Annotated in this window: 21 protein-coding genes, 1 other RNA gene and 2 other annotated features; of the genes, 1 reads left to right on the top strand and 21 read right to left on the bottom strand. The window is 37.7% G+C overall.

Features of this window, described 5'->3' with window-relative positions; all coding sequences use genetic code 11:
• Positions 1-25: 25 nt before the first annotated feature.
• From ACIP9W_RS01715 to cymR, 16 genes are all read right to left on the bottom strand, one after another.
• Positions 26-706, bottom strand: a complete 681-nt coding sequence (locus tag ACIP9W_RS01715) for a YrrS family protein (protein ID WP_400785413.1) — start codon at positions 704-706, stop codon at positions 26-28.
• Positions 707-1,082: 376 nt separating this feature from the next.
• The gene (gene greA, locus ACIP9W_RS01710) at positions 1,083-1,556 is read right to left on the bottom strand and encodes a transcription elongation factor GreA (protein WP_142538254.1); all 474 of its coding nucleotides are present in this window, start codon (positions 1,554-1,556) and stop codon (positions 1,083-1,085) included.
• Positions 1,557-1,669: 113 nt separating this feature from the next.
• On the bottom strand, positions 1,670-2,308 hold the full coding sequence (udk, locus tag ACIP9W_RS01705) for a uridine kinase (protein WP_282243623.1): 639 nt from the start codon (positions 2,306-2,308) through the stop codon (positions 1,670-1,672).
• Positions 2,308-3,582 (bottom strand): peptidase U32 family protein, encoded by a 1,275-nt coding sequence (locus ACIP9W_RS01700; RefSeq protein WP_400785410.1) that lies wholly within the window; start codon positions 3,580-3,582, stop codon positions 2,308-2,310. The genes udk and ACIP9W_RS01700 overlap by 1 nt, the downstream gene beginning before the upstream one ends.
• A gap of 16 nt (positions 3,583-3,598) precedes the next feature.
• On the bottom strand, positions 3,599-4,528 hold the full coding sequence (locus ACIP9W_RS01695; RefSeq protein WP_400785408.1) for a peptidase U32 family protein: 930 nt from the start codon (positions 4,526-4,528) through the stop codon (positions 3,599-3,601).
• 4 nt (positions 4,529-4,532) lie between these two features.
• On the bottom strand, positions 4,533-5,168 hold the full coding sequence (locus ACIP9W_RS01690) for an O-methyltransferase (RefSeq protein WP_400785406.1): 636 nt from the start codon (positions 5,166-5,168) through the stop codon (positions 4,533-4,535).
• Between the two features lie 245 nt (positions 5,169-5,413).
• The gene (mltG, locus tag ACIP9W_RS01685) at positions 5,414-6,532 is read right to left on the bottom strand and encodes an endolytic transglycosylase MltG (protein ID WP_400785404.1); all 1,119 of its coding nucleotides are present in this window, start codon (positions 6,530-6,532) and stop codon (positions 5,414-5,416) included.
• Positions 6,533-6,626: 94 nt separating this feature from the next.
• Positions 6,627-6,914: a DUF1292 domain-containing protein gene (locus ACIP9W_RS01680; RefSeq protein WP_142538248.1), complete on the bottom strand. Its 288-nt coding sequence runs from the start codon at positions 6,912-6,914 to the stop codon at positions 6,627-6,629.
• A gap of 10 nt (positions 6,915-6,924) precedes the next feature.
• Positions 6,925-7,344: a Holliday junction resolvase RuvX gene (gene ruvX / locus ACIP9W_RS01675; RefSeq protein WP_142538247.1), complete on the bottom strand. Its 420-nt coding sequence runs from the start codon at positions 7,342-7,344 to the stop codon at positions 6,925-6,927.
• 2 nt (positions 7,345-7,346) lie between these two features.
• A complete protein-coding gene (locus ACIP9W_RS01670) occupies positions 7,347-7,613 on the bottom strand; it encodes an IreB family regulatory phosphoprotein (RefSeq protein ID WP_093266172.1) in 267 nt (88 codons plus the stop codon).
• A 98-nt stretch (positions 7,614-7,711) separates the two neighbouring features.
• Positions 7,712-10,345, bottom strand: a complete 2,634-nt coding sequence (alaS, locus tag ACIP9W_RS01665) for an alanine--tRNA ligase (protein ID WP_400785401.1) — start codon at positions 10,343-10,345, stop codon at positions 7,712-7,714.
• Between the two features lie 45 nt (positions 10,346-10,390).
• Positions 10,391-10,606, bottom strand: a binding site (T-box leader).
• Between the two features lie 37 nt (positions 10,607-10,643).
• On the bottom strand, positions 10,644-13,055 hold the full coding sequence (gene recD2 / locus ACIP9W_RS01660) for an SF1B family DNA helicase RecD2 (RefSeq protein ID WP_400785399.1): 2,412 nt from the start codon (positions 13,053-13,055) through the stop codon (positions 10,644-10,646).
• A gap of 30 nt (positions 13,056-13,085) precedes the next feature.
• Entirely contained in the window at positions 13,086-13,742 is a 657-nt protein-coding gene (locus tag ACIP9W_RS01655; RefSeq protein ID WP_400785397.1) for a tetratricopeptide repeat protein, read from the bottom strand.
• Between the two features lie 14 nt (positions 13,743-13,756).
• Positions 13,757-14,869 (bottom strand): tRNA 2-thiouridine(34) synthase MnmA, encoded by a 1,113-nt coding sequence (gene mnmA, locus ACIP9W_RS01650; RefSeq protein WP_282243638.1) that lies wholly within the window; start codon positions 14,867-14,869, stop codon positions 13,757-13,759.
• Positions 14,870-14,897: 28 nt separating this feature from the next.
• On the bottom strand, positions 14,898-16,028 hold the full coding sequence (locus ACIP9W_RS01645) for a cysteine desulfurase family protein (RefSeq protein WP_400785395.1): 1,131 nt from the start codon (positions 16,026-16,028) through the stop codon (positions 14,898-14,900).
• Between the two features lie 12 nt (positions 16,029-16,040).
• Positions 16,041-16,463 (bottom strand): cysteine metabolism transcriptional regulator CymR, encoded by a 423-nt coding sequence (gene cymR / locus ACIP9W_RS01640; protein ID WP_400785393.1) that lies wholly within the window; start codon positions 16,461-16,463, stop codon positions 16,041-16,043.
• 137 nt (positions 16,464-16,600) lie between these two features.
• On the opposite strand from cymR, the gene ACIP9W_RS01635 reads away from it, so the two are divergent.
• Entirely contained in the window at positions 16,601-17,887 is a 1,287-nt protein-coding gene (locus tag ACIP9W_RS01635; RefSeq protein ID WP_400785391.1) for a replication-associated recombination protein A, read from the top strand.
• A gap of 499 nt (positions 17,888-18,386) precedes the next feature.
• Here the strand turns inward: ACIP9W_RS01635 and ACIP9W_RS01630 are convergent, their stop codons facing one another.
• From ACIP9W_RS01630 to hisS, 5 genes are all read right to left on the bottom strand, one after another.
• Positions 18,387-18,581 carry a hypothetical protein gene (locus tag ACIP9W_RS01630; protein ID WP_400785389.1) on the bottom strand — a complete coding sequence of 65 codons (195 nt, stop codon included), beginning with the start codon at positions 18,579-18,581 and terminating at the stop codon, positions 18,387-18,389.
• A 67-nt stretch (positions 18,582-18,648) separates the two neighbouring features.
• A complete protein-coding gene (locus tag ACIP9W_RS01625; RefSeq protein ID WP_142538238.1) occupies positions 18,649-19,410 on the bottom strand; it encodes a tRNA threonylcarbamoyladenosine dehydratase in 762 nt (253 codons plus the stop codon).
• Positions 19,411-19,500: 90 nt separating this feature from the next.
• Positions 19,501-19,687, bottom strand: a non-coding RNA gene (gene ssrS, locus ACIP9W_RS01620) — 6S RNA.
• Positions 19,688-19,799: 112 nt separating this feature from the next.
• Positions 19,800-21,566, bottom strand: a complete 1,767-nt coding sequence (gene aspS, locus ACIP9W_RS01615; protein ID WP_400785387.1) for an aspartate--tRNA ligase — start codon at positions 21,564-21,566, stop codon at positions 19,800-19,802.
• On the bottom strand, positions 21,563-22,858 hold the full coding sequence (gene hisS, locus ACIP9W_RS01610; RefSeq protein ID WP_400785943.1) for a histidine--tRNA ligase: 1,296 nt from the start codon (positions 22,856-22,858) through the stop codon (positions 21,563-21,565). Before hisS ends, aspS begins: the two co-directional genes overlap by 4 nt.
• Positions 22,859-22,954: 96 nt before the next feature.
• Positions 22,955-23,191: a binding site (T-box leader), on the bottom strand.
• Positions 23,192-23,227 lie beyond the last annotated feature (36 nt).

Genomic DNA, 23,227 nt, shown 5'->3' with positions numbered 1-23,227 from the left:
AAATAAGACAAAGACGCCCTTGAAGTCAAGAGGCGTCTTCTAATGTTGACAACTTTTCTCTTTTTGTTGGTTTCCATCCTTGGCCATCTACCCATTCTAAATGGATTCGATAAATTTCTTTTCCATCCTTCGAAGTAACGGTTCCAATCGATTTTTGAGGACTTCCACCATTACCTAAAAACTTCACATACATATTAGAAGAATCCAACCCTGCTGCATATGCAAGTGCTTCTACCTTCTCAGCCCAGTCAACCGATGAACTATCATAGCTAGAGACATGTTCACCAGTTTGTTTTGTGCCAATTGGTTCCCATGAAGGGTCCACTGTTTCATTGTCACTGATTGGACTACTGCTAGGACGTTCAGTAGTACTAGAATCGTTAGTATTCTGGGATTGATCTACTGTTGTATCATCTTCTTCAGCCGATGAAGATTCGTTTGACTCATTTTGCGAAACCGATTCGTTCGCAGAAGTATCATCTTCCTCTTGATTAGTTGAGTTTTCTTCTGAAGTGTCATCCACCGTTTCTTCATTATCGGAAACAGTTTGTTCTACGTTTGCTTCCTCTGCACTATCGTCCGTTACAATATTTACAACAACTACGATAATTAAAAGTAGTACTATACCAATTAATATATTTAGTATTTTATTTGTTTTTTTCTTTCTATTTAGCCTTGAGTTCATACGACGATTATTTTCTTTCATCTAATTCCTCCTCCATAGATTAGAGAATACAATATTATAAGACGTTAATAAAGTATATTTTGTTTCATTTTCCATGAACAAAATTACAGATACCTTATAGATTAATACCTATTCCTAACGTTTGAGGAAGGCTTTAGACATATTTCTAACTTTAAGAAAGTGACATTGGTAACACAACGACTGCCTGACTTGTCCAGTGAAAAATTAATTTCAATAGCTCCATTTGGCAACCACTTTCTATTACTCTATTTCCTTACTTATGTACTATGAATTTAATTGATTTACGTTACAGACGTAAAATCCGTTATGTAGAAGAATAATTACTTTCCTTTTCTTTTAAAAAAGAGGTAAACATTGTCGTTTACCTCTTTCTTCGTTACGAAATCGATTTTATTTCTACGTCCATTTCTCCGCCTGGAGTGACTATTTTCACTTTTTCACCAATTGTTTTACCAAGTAAACCTTTAGCGATAGGTGAATCATTTGAAATTAGACCTTCCAGTGGATCAGCTTCTGCTGAACCAACGATTGTATAAGTTTCTTCATCACCGTCAGGAATTTCGATAAATGTTACCGTTTTCCCTAGTGATACAGTATCATTATTGCCTTCTTCTTCAATAATAACTGCATTTCGAATCATTGACTCAAGAGTAGAAATTCTTCCTTCTACGAATGCTTGGTCTTCTTTTGCAGAATCATATTCCGAGTTTTCGGATAAGTCACCGAAGCTTCTTGCAATCTTAATACGTTCTACTACCTCTTTACGTTTTACCGTTTTTAATAACTCTAATTCTTCTTCTAATTTTTGTTTCCCAGCAACGGTCATTGGATATTGTTTCTCTGTTGACACTTCCCATACACTCCTTTAAATACACACTTAAAACATGTTCATGTACCATTCATATGCCGAACTTTAAAATGATATGAATTTCATGAAATTATTGTCAATCACCAATCATCATATTATACAATAACGTCAGTTTCAAGAATTGTTTTTATTTTTGTAACCATTAAATCTATTGCCACTTCATTTTGTCCGCCTTCAGGAATAATGATATCTGCATATTTTTTAGTTGGCTCTATAAATTGGTTATGCATTGGACGAACGACCGTGAGATATTGTTCCACTACCGATTCAACTGTACGACCTCTTTCGTGGATATCGCGCAAAATACGGCGAATAATACGTAAATCTGAATCCGTATCGACAAATAATTTGATGTTCATTAAATTACGAAGACGCTCATCTTCTAACACTAATATTCCTTCTAGGATGATTACATCTTTTGGCTCTATTGTAATTGTTTCAGTAGAACGCGTATGCTGCGCATAATCATACACCGGTTTTTCGATTGCCTTATTGTTTAACAAGTCATGAATATGTTCAATAAGCAAATCATTATCAAACGCAAGTGGGTGATCATAGTTTGTATTTAAACGTTCTTCAAATTTTAAATGGCTTTGGTCTTTATAATAATAATCTTGTTCGATCACGACAACGGAATGGTCTTTGAATACATCACTTATTGCATTTGTTACACTCGTTTTCCCAGAACCAGAACCGCCAGTGATTCCTATGATAAGAGGAGTTCGACTTGACATTATTTTAGCCCCTTTCTCATCATGTTATTTGGGTACAATTTAACAGGACATTTAAACTGTACTATTTCTAAAGGATGTCTTGCTGCATCTAACACTTGTCCTTTTTTATTCGTTATTTCATCTATCTTTATTCGAACGTTTTCAATTTCGGGTCCAAAAAACTCAACTTCATCACCCGGCTTAAAATAATTTCGCTGTTGAAGCGTTACTATTTGCGTTTCCTCGTCATATTCTAACACGAGTCCTACAAAATCGTAACCGAGTTTTTTATCGTGCACACCGTACATTTGCTGTTCAAAACTAGGTTCACCTTCAAAAAACGCTGTATCCGTTTCACGGTTTGCACATTTCTCAAGCTCTGTTAGCCATGCTTGTTTCATCACAAAGTTTTCTGGATCCGCACAATATGCATCGATTACTTTTCGATAAACACTGACAACTGTCGCAATATAGTGGATGGATTTCATACGCCCTTCGACTTTTAATGAGTCTATCCCCATCTCAATCATTCTTGGTATGGATTCGAGCAGCTTTAAATCTTTTGGACTCATCGCAAATGGAATATCTTTTTCTTCAAATAACGGGAGTTCTTCCCCATTGTTTTGTTCATATAAATCATAATCCCAACGACATGATTGACAGCAGCCACCACGGTTAGAATCGCGGGCCGTCATATGATTAGAAAGCGTACATCTACCGCTATACGCAATACACATAGCCCCATGTACAAAAGTTTCAATTTTAATATCCACTTTTTCTTTCATTAGTTGAATTTCATCGCCAGTCGTTTCACGGGCAAGCACTACCCGATGAAGGCCTTCTTCTTTCCAATATTGAACAGCCTTCCAGTTGGATAATGATTGTTGTGTACTTAAATGCAACTCTAGCTTAGGAGCAAAAGTACGACAAGTTTCAATAATTAATGGATCTGCTACTATGATTCCAGTTACACCGGCATCTTCTACAGCTTGCAAATAGCTTTCTAGCCCAGCCATATTTTCATTATGTGCAAATATATTAGTCGTTACGTATATTTTTGCCCCATATCGGTTTGCAAATTCGACACCTTCCCGCATTTCCTCAATCGAGAAATTTCCTGCGTTTGAACGTAATCCAAATTCTTGACCACCGATAAATACAGCATCAGCCCCATAATGAACAGCAATTTTCAGTTTTTCCAAGCTTCCTGCAGGTGCTAGTAACTCTGGTTTTTTAATAATAACGCGTTTGCCGTCTACTAGCTCACTTATATCGTCTAATTTAGTAACCGTCACTTATAACCTTCCTTTCTTAATAGACCGTCTCTTTAAAGAAGAAACCAGTGTCTAATGGTCTGAGTGGAGGTTGTATTTCGTTAATTTGGTTGAACAATTCTTTTTTAATCTTTTTATAGTTAGCGGCAGAATCATAGTACGCATCTATTGCTTGACGGTAATAGCCTGTAATAGCTGTTACATAAGATGGATCGTTTAAAATCCCATCTATTTTCAAACTATCTACTTCCGCATCTAAAAGTTCGTCCAGCTCATCAATCATACATATATCATTTGGGCTAAATATATGGGTACCATTTTGGTCTTCGAAAATCGGATACTTATTCGCTCTTTCTTTATCATGTAAAAACATGTTTTTATTGTTAGAACGATTTTCTATTTCCATCGCTTTATCTTGGAACAAAAAGTAATTGCCTAGTAACGAACGTTTCGATTGGAACATACACGTCATTCCGTGAATTTGTACTTCTATTTGTACATCAGCATTTTCTTTTATCTCTACTATTTCTTCTAAGCTCAGCTCACGCGCTAAAACAGCGCGGTTTGCCCCACGCTTGCCCCAATAATTAGCAGTAAAATAGTTTGTTGCCGTTTGTTCGGTACTCCAGTGCAACGGAATAGTAACTCCTGCTTCACGTCTTGCAATAATAACAGCAGAATCTCCAAATGTTATACCATCCACACCGATTTCCTGTAGTTTTTGCATGTAAGGCGCAAGGGCATCCACTTTGTCATTATGAAATAACCCGTTTACCGCCACATATAATTTCTTATTATGTTCTTTTGTGCGTTTTCTTGCAACTTTAATGTCCTCTATTGTAAATTCTCCAGCTAAGCGCAAACCATAAAACTGCTCGCCAATTAAAAATGCATCTGCCCCAACGGTGATCAACTCAGCCAAATGTTCCAAACTAGCGGGAGTTACTAATAGCTCTGTCTTCTTCATCTTATCACCTCTTAATACTTACTAACATTCCATCTCCGACTGGGAAGAATGCCGTATCATAATCTGGATGATTCATCAGCCACTCCATAAATTGATGCTGGTTTCGTACCATTGTTCTTTTTCTTCTTGGGACTTCGCTCATCGGTAATTCGGATAAGCCGTTTAACAATAAATTATCACAATAAATAACGCCACCATCATTTAGCAATGGAGCGTACTTCTCAAAAAAGTTTTTATATTGTCCTTTGGCAGCGTCGATGAAAATTGCATCAAATGTTTGGTCAGCCAACTGCTCTTGTGAAATTTCTAAAGCGTCCCCAATGATAACTTGTATACGATTTTGCAAATTTGCACGCTCTATATAGCTTTCTGCAAGTTCTGCTTTTTGCTCATCTCGTTCTACTGTTACAATTGTTACTTCTGTTAGCTTCGTTGCCATTCGCATAGACGAGTAGCCAATTGCAGTCCCTAGCTCTAAAATCGATGTCGGTTTTTGCAAGGAAAGAAGTTGTAGTAAGGATTCCATCCCAACTAACTGCATTATTGGCACATGGTTTTCTTTTGCATATTGCTCCATCTCCATAAAAATAGCGGAGCGAGGTTTGATCAAGTCTTTTAAAAATTCATCACTTACGTTCATTACTAGCTAACCCCTTTTAAATTAGATAAGAAAGCGTATACTTTTTTATCTAGTAACTGTCTAGCTCCAGCGCCTTACCTGTTAAGTGACAGCAGTATGCAGGTCATACATCCGTAGTTACACGATATCGCGAACTTGGACTGTATCCCTACCATAGGCGCATCCGCATTTCTTATGTCAAAAACATCTCTTATAATAGCATAGCAGGAGAAGGAATGCGACATCATTCCTTCTCCTGCGGCATATTATTTTAAATATTGGTCTATTTTTTGAAGATGTTGTTCATACGTTTCGGAAAAGTGATTTTGTCCTTCCTTGTCAGCAAGGAAATAAAAATAATCAGTATCTGTTGGATTTAAAGCTGCTTCAATAGATGATTTTCCTGCATTCGCTATTGGACCCGGTGGCAAACCTACATTCTGATATGTATTGTACGGGTTATCCACTTCCAAATCTTCAAATAATACACGATCTTTATGACTACCTAATGCATATAAAACGGTCGGATCCGTTTGCAATGGCATATCTATTTCCAGTCGATTATAAAAGACGCTTGCAATTGTTTCTCTATCCGTTTGTGCAGTAGCTTCTTCTTCTAGCAGTGAAGCAAATGTCAATAACCAGTGCACTGTTTTTTCCTCTGCTTGCAAGAGATCATAATAGGCTGATACCGTTTTTTCTGTATTTGCAATCATTGTATCGGCTATTACTTCCAATGATGGATCCTCTTCGAAAAAAGGGTAAGTTGCAGGATATAAATATCCTTCTAATGCATACCGAACATTTTCTCCTTTAATCTCAGCAGAGAGGAGATTTGGGTACTTGACCATCATTCTATCGACAAATTCATCGCTGGTTACAAGCTTAAAAAATTCATCAGCAGATTTTCCAGTTTTCTTTTCGACTACTTGTCCTATCTGTTCTAATGTAAGACCTTCTGGAATTGTCAAAGTAAACAACGGTTCCCTATATACTTTACCATTTTTCAAACTTTTGATAATTTCATCTAACGTCATCGCTTTTGTTAAGTTATACTTTCCGGCTTGAAAATTAGATTCGTTATTGAACTTGGCATAGTATTTAAATATTTTTGCATTTTTAATAATCCCATTCGATTCTAGTGTTGCGGCAATTGTATCTAAACCAGAACCAATTGGTATGTCGACTTCCACTTGTTCTTCTGAAGCTGGATCCATTGGCTCTAATGCACTTTTCACATAACTATAAGCAATAAATCCACCGATTCCACCTACAATAAGAAGAAAAAGTACAATGGCCAACACTATTCTTCTGACAAGTTTCACTTCTTTTTTCTTTTTTTTCATCCGATCAAACATTATCTCTTTTTTTGATTCGTTTCCCACGGGTTTCCCCCCTTATTCCAATTCATTATACTAGATAATGACCAAAAAGAAAAAGGAGGAACGAGGAGAGCCTCTTTCCTTCCTTTTTGGATGATTAATCTTCGTCTTCTTCAGCTAAAAATGTATTTAACATCTCTTCGATCATATCCCATTCAGCATCCGTTTCTACTGGAAGTAAATCTCCATCTTCGCCTGCTTCGTTCGGAGTGAATGAAGATGCGTGAATTTCGATTTCTTCTTCTTCATCTTCTTCAGCACCTACTGGATAATAAAGTACATACGATTTTCCGAATTCTTCTGATTCAAATGTGAATAGTACATTGCAAAGCTGCTCATTACCATTTTCATCTACTACTGTAATATTTTCTTGACCATGATCCATTGCAGTCACCTCATCTGTTTTTTCTGTCAAGATAGCCTTGTAAAATCATTACAGCGGCCATCTTGTCAATTACTTGTTTCCGTTTTTTACGGCTAACATCTGCATCTATTAACATACGTTCTGCAGCCATTGTTGTCAATCTTTCATCCCACATTGTAACTGGAAAATGGTATTTATCGGTTAGTAGCTTCGCATAACGTTCAGATGCTTCCGCCCGGGGACCAATAGTGTTATTCATGTTTTTGGGGAAACCAACAACAAATTCTTTCACCTCATGTTGCTTTACCAACTCATCAATACGGTCTAAACCAAAATTTAGTTCATCTTCGTTAATTTTGATGGTTTCAATACCTTGTGCCGTCCAACCCATTGCGTCACTTATCGCAACGCCAACTGTTCTGGAACCGACGTCCAAACCCATAATTCGCATTTTTAAGCCTCATTATTTCTTTTAATATAAAATTTTACTAATTCCTCTAAAATCTCGTCACGTTCTAGTTTTCGAATCATATTACGCGCATCTTGATGGCGAGGAATATAAGCTGGATCACCAGATAGTAGATAGCCTACAATTTGATTGATAGAATTATACCCTTTTTCTTCTAGTGCAGAGTGCACTTGTAGCATCACATGTTTGACTTCCTGTTCCATCGATTCTTCAGGAAAATTAAATTTCATCGTTTTATCAAATGAACTCATGATCAGCACCTCGCTTTCGATTTTAGTAGGCAACTTTACTTATCTAATATTTTCAGTATAACCGAAATTGGAAATAGTATCAAATATACCTAATTTCTTTAGATAGATTTCATATATTCGTAAACAGAATTTAAAGCTGACTCTAGTTTACTACCGTCTTTTGCACCAGCCATTGCGAAGTCAGGTCGACCGCCGCCTTTACCACCACATTGTTCTGCTACTAGTTTGACGATATTTCCAGCATGATAGTTCCCACCTACTAAATCTTTCGTCACTCCAGCAGAAATCATTACTTTTTCCCCATCGATTGCTCCAAGGACGATAACCGCTTTATCAAGTTTTTGTTTTAAATCATCCATCATTTGACGTAGCTGATTGTTGTCTTTTGCCTCTACTTTTACGGATAAAACGGTAACATCGTTTATCGTTTGAGCAGAAGATAATACAGAAGCTGCTTGGCTATTAGCAATTTTTGCAGAAAGTGATTCATTTTCTTTTTGTGTATTTTTAAGTTCTTGTAATGTTTGTGCTACTTTAGAAACAAAATCTTTTGGTTGAGCTTTCAATAAGCTTGCTGCTTCTTCAAGTACATGTTCTTCTTCTTTAACAAACTCGTAAGCACCTTTACCAGTAACAGCTTCAATACGTCGTGTACCTGCTCCAATTCCACTTTCTGATAGGATTTTGAAGAATCCGATTTCAGAAGTGTTTTGTACGTGAACTCCTCCGCACAGCTCTAGAGAGAATGATCCCATTTGTACAACTCGAACTATATCACCGTATTTTTCACCGAATAATGCCATTGCGCCCATTTTCTTCGCATCATCGATATTATGGTATCCAGTAACTACCGGGATATTATCCCACACTTTTTCGTTTACTATACGTTCAATTTTCTCAAGCTCTTCTTTTGTTACTTGTCCAAAATGAGAAAAGTCAAAGCGTAAACGATCAGGACCAACATAAGAACCCGCTTGGTTTACATGAGTTCCTAAAACATCTTTTAGCGCTTGATGCAATAAATGTGTTGCAGAGTGATTTTTAATCGTATGACCACGTAAGGAAGTATCTACACTTGCCATTACAGTTGTATCTGTATTTATCTCACCCGATTCAATTACTACCGTATGCAGGTTTTGTCCATTCGGAGCTTTTTGTACATCTTTTACAAATCCTCTAAAAGACTCATTTTCTATTGCTCCATGGTCCGCAATTTGTCCACCACTTTCAGCATAGAATGGAGTTTGCGTTAAGATAACCTGTACTTCATCGCCTTCACTAGCCGATTTCACCAATGCTTGTCCAAGAATAATCGATGAAACTTTAGTTGATACAGTCAACGTCTCATAACCAACAAATTTACTTTCATCATGAAGATTGCTATATACTTCTGATTGAACTTGCATAGAATCGACATTTTGACGAGCAGCACGAGCACGAGATCGTTGCGCTTCCATTTCTGTTTGGAATCCTTCGTGGTCTACGGTCATATTTGCTTCTTCTGCGTATTCTTCCGTCAATTCAATTGGGAAGCCGTACGTATCATATAGGGTAAAAGTAGTTGTCCCAGGGATAAATGACTCCCCTTTTGCACGTTGCTCTTCAATTACTTTTTCTAAAATTGTTAAACCGTCATGAAGTGTTTCATGGAATCGCTCTTCCTCTGTCTTCATAACACGCATGATAAAATCTTTTTTCGCAGACACTTCCGGATAAAAGCTTTGCATTATTTCTCCGACAACTGGTACAAGCTCATATAAAAATGGTTTCTCGATACCAAGTTGTTTTGCAAAACGTACCGCGCGGCGAAGTAATCTTCTAAGCACATAACCTCTACCTTCATTGGATGGAAGGGCACCATCTCCAATTGCAAAAGCAACTGTACGAACATGGTCTGCAATTACTTTAAACGCTACATCATCTTCAGCGTTCGAGCGATATGTTTTTCCAGCAATGCTTTCTGTTTGGCGAATAATTGGGATAAACAAATCAGTATCAAAGTTTGTAGGAACGTCTTGTACAACACTTGCCATACGTTCCAGACCCATACCAGTATCAATGTTTTGTTTTGGCAGTGGAGTGTACGTATGATCTGGATTGTGGTTGAATTCAGAAAATACCAAGTTCCAAATTTCTAAATAACGTTCATTTTCTCCGCCTGGATATAACTCCGGATCATTTTCGTCATTACCGTAGCTTTCTCCACGATCGTAGAAAATTTCGGAGTTCGGACCACTTGGACCTTCTCCGATATCCCAGAAGTTACCTTCAAGTCGAATAATTCTTTCTTCCGGAATACCAATTTCATTTTTCCAAATATTATATGCCTCTTCATCTTCAGGATGAACCGTGATCGATAATTTTTCTGGTTCAAAAGCAATCCATTTTTCATCCGTTAAGAATTCCCATGCCCATTCAATTGCTTCTCTTTTAAAGTATTCACCAATGGAGAAGTTACCGAGCATTTCGAAGAATGTATGATGTCTTGCCGTTTTCCCAACATTTTCAATGTCATTTGTACGAATCGATTTTTGTGCATTTGTAATACGTGGATTCTCTGGTACAACACGACCATCAAAATATTTTTTTAATGTTGCAACTCCACTATTAATCCAAAGTAAAGACGGATCGTTAATCGGTACTAGTGGGGCAGATGGCTCTTGCGTATGTCCTTTTTCGATAAAAAAGTCTAAATACATTTGTCTGATTTGAGCGCCTGTTAATTGTTTCATCTTAATTCCTCCTAAATTTTTGAAATAAAAAAAGCCCTCATCCCAAAAAGGGACGAAAGCTATTATTTCGCGGTACCACCCTAGTTACATATTAGCTTGTAGCCAAATATGTCTCTTAAAGAAGCTTTAACGCAGCAATACGGCAGGTTTTAACTGCACTCAAGAGTAGCTTTCCTAGTTATTATGCACTGGGGATTCTTCCAGCCTTGGAATCCCTCTCTAGTCAGGTAATAATAGTACTTTCTCCGTCAACATTTTCGTTATATGCAATTGATTATAAGAAACAATTGTCTCAATGTCAATTGTCTGCCTCCATAAATTGATAAGGTGTTATTCCTTTCATGCCAATTAGTGGATCAATCAAATGATAGTTATCGGCAGTTAGAAGAGTCGTGTCTTCTAAAGTTTCTTCTGGCAAGGTATGTTCTGCTTCCTCTACCGGTTCTTCTTCACTGCCAACCAAGCGGTCTTTCAGCGTTGTTAGACGCTGCAAGTCATCTGTCCGCTCAACCCCATATTTAAAAGTTTGCGGGTCCCCGCATAGTATCAAGAAATTTTTTGCCCTCGTTATTCCTGTATACAAAAGGTTGCGACGGAGCATTTTCATATAAGTTCTCGTCACTGGCATAATAACGGTTTGAAATTCACTCCCCTGGGATTTATGCACGGAACAGCAATAGGCTAAAGTAATTTGGTTCAAGTCATTTTTTTCATACGTCACTTCCGTACCATCAAAAGAAACAACGAGCATTTCTTTTTTTTCAACGGTCTCCGCAGCTTTGAAAATACTCACGACTTCTCCCATATCTCCGTTAAACACATTACTTTCCGGCTGATTGACAAGTTGAAGCACTTTATCACCGATTCGGTAAATTGTTTCACCAAAGATCATTTCTTTTCGTTTGCCATCAGGATTTGGATTGACCATTTCTTGCATCATTTTATTTAAGGCATCAATACCAGCAGGGCCTCTATACATCGGAGCTAGAACTTGGATATCCCGGATAGAATGGCCTTTAGATAAAGCACTTTTCAATACCTGTTCTACGACTTTCGGTATTTGTTCCGTCGAAGCCTTGATAAATGAACGGTCTCTCGTTTTATCCAATAGAGTTTGCGGAACCGTACCTTTTTTCATATCATGGGCCAATTCAATGATGGAAGACCCTTCAGATTGGCGATAAATATCTATTAGTTCAACAGTTGGTATTCGTTTAGAAGCAAGTAAATCTTTTAGCACTTGCCCGGGTCCAACAGGAGGCAACTGATCTTGGTCTCCTACAAAAATCACTTGGGCATCTTTTGGAATCGCTTTTAATAATTGATGTCCGAGCCATGTGTCGAGCATGGATGTCTCATCAATAATGATGAGCTTACCTTCAATTTCATTTCCTTCTGCATCGTCATCTTCTTGACCTGTAAATCCTAGCAGTCGGTGAATAGTCATGGCTGGTAATCCTGTGGACTCACTCAACCGTTTTGCAGCCCTACCGGTTGGTGCAGCCAATACAACAGGGAAGGGTTTTTTGTCTTTTGCCCATTCTTTTGGATCGAGTGAAAGTCCATGAAGTTCCCCGTACAATTCAACGATTCCTCGGACTACCGTTGTTTTCCCAGTACCCGGTCCCCCTGTTAATAACGTCATACTAGCATTTAAAGCCGTTTCAATTGCTTTAACTTGAGTAGCAGCATACTGAACACCTAGCCGTTCCTCTATCCCGCCTAAATGCTTTTTCATCTCGGCTAGTGGAAATTTTTGATGTGTGTCATTTTCACCAAGCAGCGTTTCAATTTTAGAAGCAATTCCAACTTCCGAGTAATAAAGAGAAGGAATATAAAACCGATTCACTTCCCCAGCAATCCGGCTTTCTTCGGCAAGTTCAATGCAACACTTGGAAATCGCTTCAAACGGTATTTCTTCTCTTTGAGCGGTTTCTAATAACTTTTTCACTGATTCTAATAACTGCTCCGCATATAAAAAGACATGCCCCTCACTTAAAGAAGCGGTTTGCAATAAATGATAAATAGCCGCTTTAATACGGTCCGGGTGGTTTCCTTGAATACCTAATTTATAGCCAAGCTCATCCGCACGAACAAATCCCACACCTTCTACTTCTTCTATTAAACGGTATGGATTTTTTGTTAAAACAGTAATCGTCTCTTCCCGATATGCTTGATATATTTTCATCGCAATTTGAGGTCCAAAACCCCATTCGTTTAGCTGGATCATTACTTTTTCTAACCCTAGGTTTTGTTCTAAAACGGATCGTAGCGTTAGTTTTTTCTCTTCAGCAAGGCGCGGAATCACATCTAATGCTTGTGGATCGTCCAATATTTTATTGATCGCATTTGGTCCGAGTTTTTTCACGATCGTTTCAGCCGTTTTCCGCCCAATTCCAGGAAACATATCACTCGATAAATAATGGACAATACCTTGCTCGGTTGCAGGTACTTCTTTTTGAAAGGTCTCTACTTGGAATTGCACACCGTACTTTGGATGATTTTTGATAAATCCAGTAAATTTATAAGCTTCTTCTAGAACAAGTGAAGGAAAATAACCAGTGACGATTATTTCCTTATCGGTATATGTAGTATTAGTGGATTTTATTTTTAATTTGATAATGGAAAATAGGTTTTGAGGGTTATGAAAAATAGAGACGATAGGACGACCAGATATAAACTGTTTCTCATTGTTCATTTCGTTTGTCATACTATCGCCTCCGGGGTTTTAACTGTTCGATTAATTGCGTAATGAAATCATGTCGTACACATAGCGTGCTTGATCATAAGTTGGTTGGATTGTGAATGCTTGTTTCAAATGATGTAGAGCAGCGTCTGTATCTGTAGTAGAAACAGCATATAATACACCTAAATTATAATGTGCATCTGCATTTTCTGCATCTTGAGTTAAAATCATCTTAAAAATAGGTTCTGCTTGCTCAAACATTTCCATACTTGCTAATGCTATACCATAGGAAAGAGCAACTTGAATATCATCTGGTGCAAGTTCATAAGCACGTTGTAAATATGGCAAGGAAAGCTTCGTATGTCCTTCTTTTTCAAAGCTTTTCCCTAGCATAAAGTATGCATCTGCTCCTTCAATTCCATTTGCAATAGCTTTTTCATAAAGCTTTGCAGCTTCCTCGAAACGGTCCGCATTATAGTATAAATTTGCTAGACTATAATAGGCAGTTGCAGCGTGTTCATCTAGCGTAATTGCTTTTTGGAAAAATCGCTCCGCCCGATCATTCTCATTCATAGAAGAAAGCAGATTTCCGAAATTTATATAACCAATGGCTTCGTTCGGATTTTCTTCGATCGCCTTTGTAAATAATTCTACTGCTTTTTCATAATTTTCTTCTTGTATTGCTTGAATGCCTAATTCATTGTAATTCATGTTAAAACCTCCAGTTACCCGACGTAGTCCAATTTCAATCCATCCTTAAACACTTCATCAATCGTTGCTCCACCTAGGCATTCATCACCTTGATAAAATACAACCGCTTGTCCTGGTGTAATTGCGCGAACTGGTTGGTCAAATGTTACAAGTACTCTATCTTCCGAAAGTAACTCTACATGAACGCCAACATCTTCTTGACGGTAACGGAATTTTGCTGTGCAATTAAAGGAAGTTGGTTTTTCTATTGTCGTTGTAAACGATAGATTAGTTGCAGTTAAACTTGTAGAAAAAAGTGCATCATTATTTATATTTTGACCTACTAATAATACATTTCGTTCTAAATCTTTTCCAATAACAAACCAAGGGTCTCCAGAGCCACCAATGCCTAAACCATGACGCTGTCCAATCGTATAGTACATCAATCCATCATGATGCCCCATTTGTTTACCATCCATTGTTTCCATAACACCTTTTTGGGCTGGTAAGTATTGACCTAAAAATTCTTTAAAGTTTCTTTCTCCGATAAAACAAATACCAGTAGAATCTTTTTTCGTTGCAGTTGCTAAACCTTGCTCTAATGCAATTTCTCGAACTTTTTTCTTTTCTAAATGGCCAATTGGGAACATAACTTTTTCTAATTGCTCTTGGTTTAATTGGTTTAAGAAATAGGTTTGATCTTTGTTATTGTCTTTACCGCGTAGCATACGAGTTTGTCCATCACGTACTTCAACTTGAGCGTAGTGCCCAGTCGCTAAATAGTCAGCACCTAATGCTAATGCATGCTCTAAAAACGCTTTGAATTTAATTTCTTTGTTGCACATAACGTCCGGATTTGGTGTTCTTCCCGCTTTGTACTCTTCTAAGAAATACGTAAATACTTTATCCCAATATTGTTTTTCAAAATTCACCGCGTAGTAAGGAATTCCAATTTGGTTGCACACTTTAATAACATCTTCATAGTCATCGGTAGCAGTACAAACACCAAATTCATCGGTATCATCCCAGTTTTTCATGAAAATACCGATAACGTCATATCCTTGTTCTTTCAATAAATAAGCAGCAACGGATGAGTCCACTCCACCGGACATTCCGATCACTACTCGTGTATCTTCTATTTTTTTCACTTTTAATCACTCATTTCAATCATTCAATTTATTGAATAATTTTACTTATTTTATTTGCAGCTTCGATTACTTGCTGCTCTGTATTATTTATACCAAAACTAAAGCGGACAGAGTTACGTAACTCCGGGGTGTTCTCCCCGTACATAGCTACTAAAACATGGGATGGATCGATAGAACCAGCAGTACATGCAGAACCACTCGACGCATCGATTCCAGCTAAATCAAGTTGTACTAAAAATGTTTCTACATCCGTTTTCGGGATGCTAATATTCAATACATGCGGTAACACATTTTCCTGTGGACCGTTTACTGTGAACTGAACACCATTACTTTCGAGTTGCTTTAGGAAGGCTTGTTTCAACTGAACATTTCGGGTAATGCTTTCTTGTAAATTTGCTTGCTTTAGTTCAACTGCTTTTGCAAAAGCTACTACCGCCGGAATATTTTCAGTTCCTGCACGTTTTTTTCGTTCTTGTTGCCCACCATAAAACAAAGGTTTTAATAAGATTCCTTTACGTGCATATAAAAATCCTATTCCTTTTGGTCCGTTAATCTTATGACTAGACACACTTAGCAAATCGATATGTAATGCATGCACATCTATTTCAAAACTACCGTATGCTTGTACTGCATCTGTATGAAAATAAGCAGGATGATCTTTTAATAATTCTCCAATTGCTTGAATTGGTTGAATCACACCTACCTCATTATTCGCATACATAACAGAAACTAAAATAGTATCCTCTCGCAGCGAATTTTTCAAGTCATTGATATCGATGACTCCTTCTTTATTCACTGGTAAATACGTTACTTCAAATCCTTCACGTTCTAATTGCTCACAAGCATGCAGCACTGCATGATGTTCAATTTGCGTTGTAATAATATGCTTACCTTCGTTTTTACGAGCGTACGCAGTACCAAATAAAGCGTAGTTATCCGCTTCTGTCCCGCCGCTTGTTACCGTAATTTCTGTTTCATGAGCACCGATACTAGCTGCAAAAACATTACGTGATTGGTCTAATTTTTTTCGTGCGTTTCTACCTGTTTGGTGAATGCTTGATGCATTTCCATACTCTTCGTTTAGTTCTGTTGTAAATGTTTGTATAACTTCCTCCGCCATTGGGGAAGTAGCAGCATGATCTAAATAAATTCTAGTCATTTGTAAGACTCCTTAAATATAAAACATGTATCCAGTATCATCTGGGTTATCTTCTGTATATTTTGCCAAATCTTCTATTGTCGTTGTATCAAGTACATTTTTTACTGCGTCTCGTATACGCATCCATAGTTCGCGTTGTGGTGGTTCTTCCTCTTCAATACCTTCTACTATTTGAATCGGTCCTTCCAAAACGCGAATAACATCACCAGCAGTAATCTCGTTTGGCTTACTGGATAGCATATATCCACCGTAAGCACCTCGCACACTTTTAACAAGTCCTGCATTTCGCAATGGAGAAACGATTTGCTCTAAATATGCCTCGGATAAATTATACTCTGCTGCAATTTGTCGAAGCGCGATCGGTCCCTCACCATACTGTTTTCCTAAAGCGACCATAATCGTTAATCCATATCGTCCTTTTGTTGAAAATTTCAATATATTCCACCTCATTAATTTTAAGAAAATACTTTCATAAGTATAGCATAACTAAGGGCTAGAGCGAATTCAAAATGACTTTTCCAAGAAACTTCGCTATAATTAAAGAACAGATGTTTGAACGAGGAGAGATTGTTTTGAGCAACGAACCTTTAGCATATCGTATGAGACCGCAAACGATTGATGAAATTGCAGGACAGCAGCATGTTATCGGAAAAGATACTGCTTTATATAAAATGATAAAAAATGGTCACGTCCCTTCTATGCTTTTATATGGAGATCCTGGGGTAGGAAAAACTTCGCTAGCTTTTGCGATTGCGGGTACAACAAAGCTACCTTTTGTCGCTCTCAATGCAACGAAAGCCGGGAAAAAAGATGTAGAAGAGGTTGTAGCAGATGCACGAATTAGCGGCAAAGTGATTTTATTTTTAGATGAAATTCACAGATTCAATAAATTGCAACAGGATACCCTTCTTCCACATGTAGAAAATGGATCGATTATTTTAATTGGGGCTACTACCGAAAATCCATTTCATGATGTGAACCCCGCGATCCGCTCACGCTGTGGGGAAATTAAACAGCTAAAACGGCTTACAACCGAAGATGTGGACAAGCTTTTAGAGCGAGCTTTGCTTGATAAGGATAAAGGGTTAGGAAAAATGGTCATTGCCATTACTGACGAACAACGAAAAAAAATAGCGGACGCCGCCAATGGAGATGCTAGAAAAGCATTAACTTTATTAGAATCCACTATTTTTGCAAGCTTTGAAGAAGATGGTGTGACAAAAGTTGAAGATAGTATATTGAACAGCTTAGTGGACCGAGTCGGAGTTTTTGGTGATAAAAAAGGATCACATTTCTATAATTTATTATCCGCTTTACAAAAATCGGTTCGAGGAAGCGACACGGATGCAGCGCTATATTATCTAGCTCATTTACTTGAAAACGGAGATTTAGTTGCAGTTTCTAGAAGGTTGCTCGTTATGAGCTACGAAGATATTGGTCTTGCAAATCCTTCCGTGGGTCCACAAGTTCTCGCAGCAATTCAGTCAGCAGAGAGACTTGGATTACCAGAAGCTCGCATCCCATTAGCAAATGCTGTTGTACTTATGTGTTTATCAGAGAAATCCAATTCAGCGTATTCAGCCCTCGATTCCGCAATCGCAAGCATTCACGCTGGGAAAACTGGGGAAATACCAAAACATTTAAAGGATACCCATTACGCCGGAGCAGCAGAGCTTGGACACGGTGGCTATATATATCCGCATGACCATAAAATCGGCACTTTCGGTGGTTGGGTAAACCAAACATATTTACCAGATAATTTAGTCGGCACAAAATTTTATGAACCGGTTGAAGCAGGCGAAGAAAAACGGTTAGCTGCTATCTATAATCGTTTAGAAAAGTTTAAAACAGAAAAATAGTGACTAAACCCAGATTCATGTTAATCTGGGTTTTTAATTTGGATTTTTTCTTAGAATATAATTTTGGTTGGATTGAGTGCGTACTCAGGGTCAGCGAAGATATATCGAAGGCAACATGGATTCTTCCATAAAAATGGATTTTACAACTAAGTATGCTTTTTTTACAACTAAAGCGATGTTTTTTCCAACTAAACAGTTCTATTTTCCAACTAAAACTATAATTATTCCAACTAACCAGGTTTTTCTCAAAAAAAAAACAGCTCACAAGAAGCTTTTTATTATGACTGATTTCACTCTATCTATGACAGGATATGTCATTAAATTTCCATTAAAATGGATATTACAACTAAATATGCTTTTTTTACAACTAAAGCGATGTTTTTTCCAACTAAACAGCTCCATTTTCCAACTAAAACTAAAATTATTCCAACTAACTGAATTTCTCACAAAAAAAGCACCGCATGAGATGTTTCTCATGCGATGCTTTTTGGATAGACGATTACACACCCATTTTACGGCGTGTATTGCTTACTTTTTTCGTCATTTGGCTTTTTGCTTTTTGGTTAGCCGACTTGCCATTTGCTTGGGCTTTGCCACCACTCGCTTGGTTTTTCTTCGCTTCTAGCTTTTGTTTCACTGCTTCTTGCAAAGACATTTTCTTTTTAGGTGCTTCTTGATTAGTCGATTCTGTCATAATCTATCCCTCTCATTCCTCAATGTAATAATTTTAGTATAAGGGAAAAGGAAAAAACTGCAACTAATTACTTTACTCGATTAATAGGAATTTCTTTTGTAATATCATTGATTACCCAGCTAGCGCATATTAGGCCTACTGTAGATGGAACAAAAGCATTGGAAGATGGTGGCATTTTCGCTTTGCGGATCGCCGCATCTGGTTTTCCTACTGTTCCAACGACATCTTCACGTACAACAATTGGACTTTCATCGGAAAACACGACTGGAATACCTTTTGTAATATGATCTTCTTTGCGTAATTTCGTACGGATCACTCTTGCAATAGGATCTGTGTGTGTTTTGGAAATATCGGCAATTTGGAAACGTGTAGGATCTGTTTTATTAGCAGCTCCCATACTCGAAATAATTTTAATGCCACGTTTTAAACATTCTTTCATCAAGTGTACTTTATAAATAATAGTATCAGATGCATCAATAACATAATCTATATCCATCGCAAAGAACTGTTCATACGTTTCTTCTGTATAAAACATATGCATATCAATTACTTCACATTCTGGATTAATATCAGCAATTCGTTCTTTCATCACAGCTGATTTTGAACGACCGATTGTTGACATATAGGCTACTAATTGACGATTAATATTTGTAATATCTACATTATCCTTGTCCACTAGAATAATTCGACCGACTCCGCTTCGCGCACATGCTTCTGCCGCAAAAGAGCCTACCCCACCGACACCTAAAATAGCGACAGTCGTGTTTCTGATTAAATCTACGCCTTCTTTTCCTACTGATAATTCATTTCTAGAAAATTGATGTAACATATAAACACTCCATCTGTATCAAATTAGTTGGTTTTAGCCCCAACAAAAACCCTCCAGCAACAATTGCTAGAGGGACATTAGTAATCTAGGACGAATCCCAATCGTGCCGACAATATAAAGCGTATCGTTTTGAACCCGCACTCAGCAGGTGGGTGTCCTCTTTATTAATTTTGACGTCCCTTAGATAGGGCATGTCATTCATAATAAAAGTTAGACTCCCGACGATAGAAATTGTTCGGTCAAAACTGATTGCATGTTGCGAACACATCAGGATTCGTATTACTTGTATAATAGCATACGATTTATGAAACATCAATCATTTTATCATGTTATTTTCTAACTATTCTGAATGATGCATTTCATGACTTTTTTCATATTTCTTACGAAAATCATTGTGTGCTACTTATTTTTAAACTTAATTCTTCCAGTTGCGCTTGTGCTACTGGACTTGGTGCTTGTGTTAATAAATCACTAGCGCTTGCTGTTTTCGGGAAAGCAATAGTATCACGTAAGTTTGTGCTACCAGAAAGCAACATAACTACACGGTCTAAACCGAATGCCACTCCACCATGAGGAGGTGTACCATATTCAAAAGCTTCCATTAAGAAGCCAAATTGTGCTTTTGCTTCTTCCTCTGAGAATCCAAGAATTTCAAACATCTTCTCTTGAACCTCTCTCGAATAAATACGTAACGATCCGCCACCAAGCTCATAGCCATTTAATACTAAGTCGTATGCTTGTGCACGCACTTTGCTTGGATCAGTATCCATTAAAGGAAGATCTTCGTCGAATGGACGTGTGAATGGATGGTGTGCAGCGTAGTAACGCCCTTCTTTTTCATCGTATTCAAACAATGGCCAGTTCACAACCCATAAAAATTCAAAGCTGTTTTCATCAATCAATCCTAAATCTTTTCCTAATTTTAAACGAAGTGCACCTAAAGCATCTGCTACAACTGATTTTTTATCAGCTACAAATAGCAATAAATCTCCTGCAGAGGCTTCCAATGTTTGAATCAAGCTAGATGCTGCTTCCCCTTCGAAAAACTTAGCGATAGGTCCTTTAAGCCCTTCTTCGTCCACTTTTAACCAAGCAAGACCTTTTGCGCCATAAACAGAAGCGAATTCACCTAACGCATCGATATCTTTGCGTGAATAATTAGCTGCTGCTCCTTTTACATTAATCGCTTTTACTTGTCCGCCAGTTTCAACTGCAGAAGCAAATACTTTAAATGCGCTATCTTTTACATTTTCTGATAAATCTACTAACTCTAAACCAAAACGTACATCTGGTTTATCCGATCCATAACGAGCCATAGCTTCATCATAATCCATACGCGCAAAAGGAATTGTCACATCTATACCTTTCACTTCTTTCATGATTTTTTTCATCATGCGCTCGTTCATCTCTAAAATTTCATCCATCGATAAGAAACTCATTTCCATATCGATTTGTGTAAATTCAGGCTGACGGTCTGCACGTAAATCTTCATCACGGAAACATCTTGCAATTTGATAATAACGTTCAAATCCACCTACCATTAACAATTGCTTGAATAATTGAGGAGACTGCGGTAATGCATAAAACTCTCCATTATGCACACGACTAGGCACTAAATAGTCACGTGCTCCTTCTGGTGTGGATTTCGTTAAAATTGGTGTTTCTACTTCTAAAAATCCTTCATCATCTAGGAAGCGTCTTACCGTTTTTGTAATGTCAGAACGCATTTTAAATGTGTCATACATAGCCGGTCTTCTTAAATCTAAATAACGATATTTTAAACGAACATCTTCTCCAGCATCTGTATTGTTTTCGATTGCAAATGGTGGAGTTTTCGCTTCGTTGATTATTTCAATTTCTTGCGCATGTATTTCAATTGCACCAGAAGGAATATTTGGATTCACTTGGTTTTCTGCGCGGGCAATAACTGTCCCTTTTACTTGGATGATGTATTCATTGCGAAGTTTTTCTGCAACTTGAATTGCTGCTTCTGAAATCTCTGGATTAAATACAACTTGCACCAGTCCTGAGCGATCGCGAACATCTACAAATATTAATCCTCCTAAATCTCTTCGTTTTTGTACCCATCCGATTAACTGGACGGACTCTCCAATATGCTGTTCATTTAACTGTCCACTTGTATGCGTTCTGTTCATTGTTCTTCTGCCTCCACTTGGGTAAATATATTACTTTGTACTTGTTCAATCAAAGCACTAAACGGTACAAGTTGCTGATCTCCTGTAGCCAAAACTTTTAACATGGCACTTTGTTTTTCAAGTTCATCATCGCCGATAACAAGCACTAATTTTGCTTTTAGACGATCTGCTGATTTCATTTGTGTTTTTATTTTTCTGTCTAAATAATCCATCTCTGCGGTGATATTATTTTGACGTAATTCATAGGTGAGCTCGACTGCTTTTTTCTTTGCTGCTTCCCCCATACCAATTACATATACATCTAAAGAAGATAGATTCGCCCATTGATTATTTTCTGCATTGATCGCAAGTAATAATCGTTCAATACTCATCGCAAATCCGATACCTGGTGAAGCTGGTCCCCCAAGCTCTTCCACTAGCCCGTTATATCTTCCACCACCTGCAAGTGTTGTAATTGCGCCAAAGCCTTCAGCTGCACTCATAATCTCAAAAGCAGTGTGATTATAATAATCCAATCCACGAACTAAGTTAGGATCTACTTCAAACGGAATATTTAAAAGTGTCAAATATTCTTTTACCTTTTCAAAATAGGCAGCAGATTCTTCGTTTAAATAATCGGTTAATGAAGGAGCAGTTGCCATTAATGGGTGATTCCGATCTACTTTACAATCTAAAATACGAAGTGGATTTTTTTGCAATCTATTTTGACAATCCGAACAAAATTCTGCAATATGCGGTTCAAAATGATTTACTAATGCTTCTTTGTGGGCAACTCTACTTTCTGTGTCACCAAGCGAATTAATAACAAGCTTCAGCTTTTTCAAGCCAGCTTTTTGATAAACGGACATCGCAAGTGAAATTACCTCAGCATCAATTGCTGGGTCTGCACTTCCGATTGCTTCGATTCCAAATTGAACAAATTGACGGTAGCGTCCTGCTTGTTGTCTTTCATAGCGGAACATAGGACCCATATAATATAACTTCACTGGTTGGTCTGGGTATCCGAACATTTTATGCTCAACAAATGCACGAACTGCAGATGCTGTACCTTCTGGACGAAGCGTAAGGGAGCGATCCCCACGATCTTGGAACGTATACATTTCTTTTTGGACGATATCTGTGGTATCTCCAACACTTCTTGTAAATAGTTCCGTATGTTCGAAAATAGGTGTTCTAATTTCTTTATATTGATACATACGGCAAGTTTCTCTTATTAAATCTTCTACCACTTGCCATTTTGCTGTTTCAGAAGGCAAAATGTCTTGTGTTCCTCTTGGCACTTTAATATCCATGGCTGTTGCCCCTTTCTTTTTCAATTTGTCTTTATTCGACAGGTGTTTGGACATCTGTTGAAATAAAGACAAAAAAGCTCTCATCCCTTGCATATAGCAAGGGACGAGAGCTTATATAAGCTTCCGCGGTTCCACCCTAGTTGGTCAAAAAAACTGACCCTCTCAACTCTGGATAACGGCCAGCTCCGTTTTTGCCTACTAAAGAAAATCTCTTTCGACAAAAATCCTCTCGAATGTTGTTCACTGAGTTCGTTTGTAGGAAAGATTTCAGCCACGTCTTCCCTTCTCTTACCATCCGTTTTAAACAGTTACTTTTTCGGTCATCGGTTTGTTTTAGTTTTTAATTATACTTTATCTTAATAACGTAAG

The organism is Psychrobacillus sp. NPDC093180 (assembly GCF_044754065.1).
Taxonomy (GTDB): Bacteria; Bacillota; Bacilli; order Bacillales_A; family Planococcaceae; genus Psychrobacillus.
This window is presented reverse-complemented; position numbering and strand designations above follow the sequence as displayed.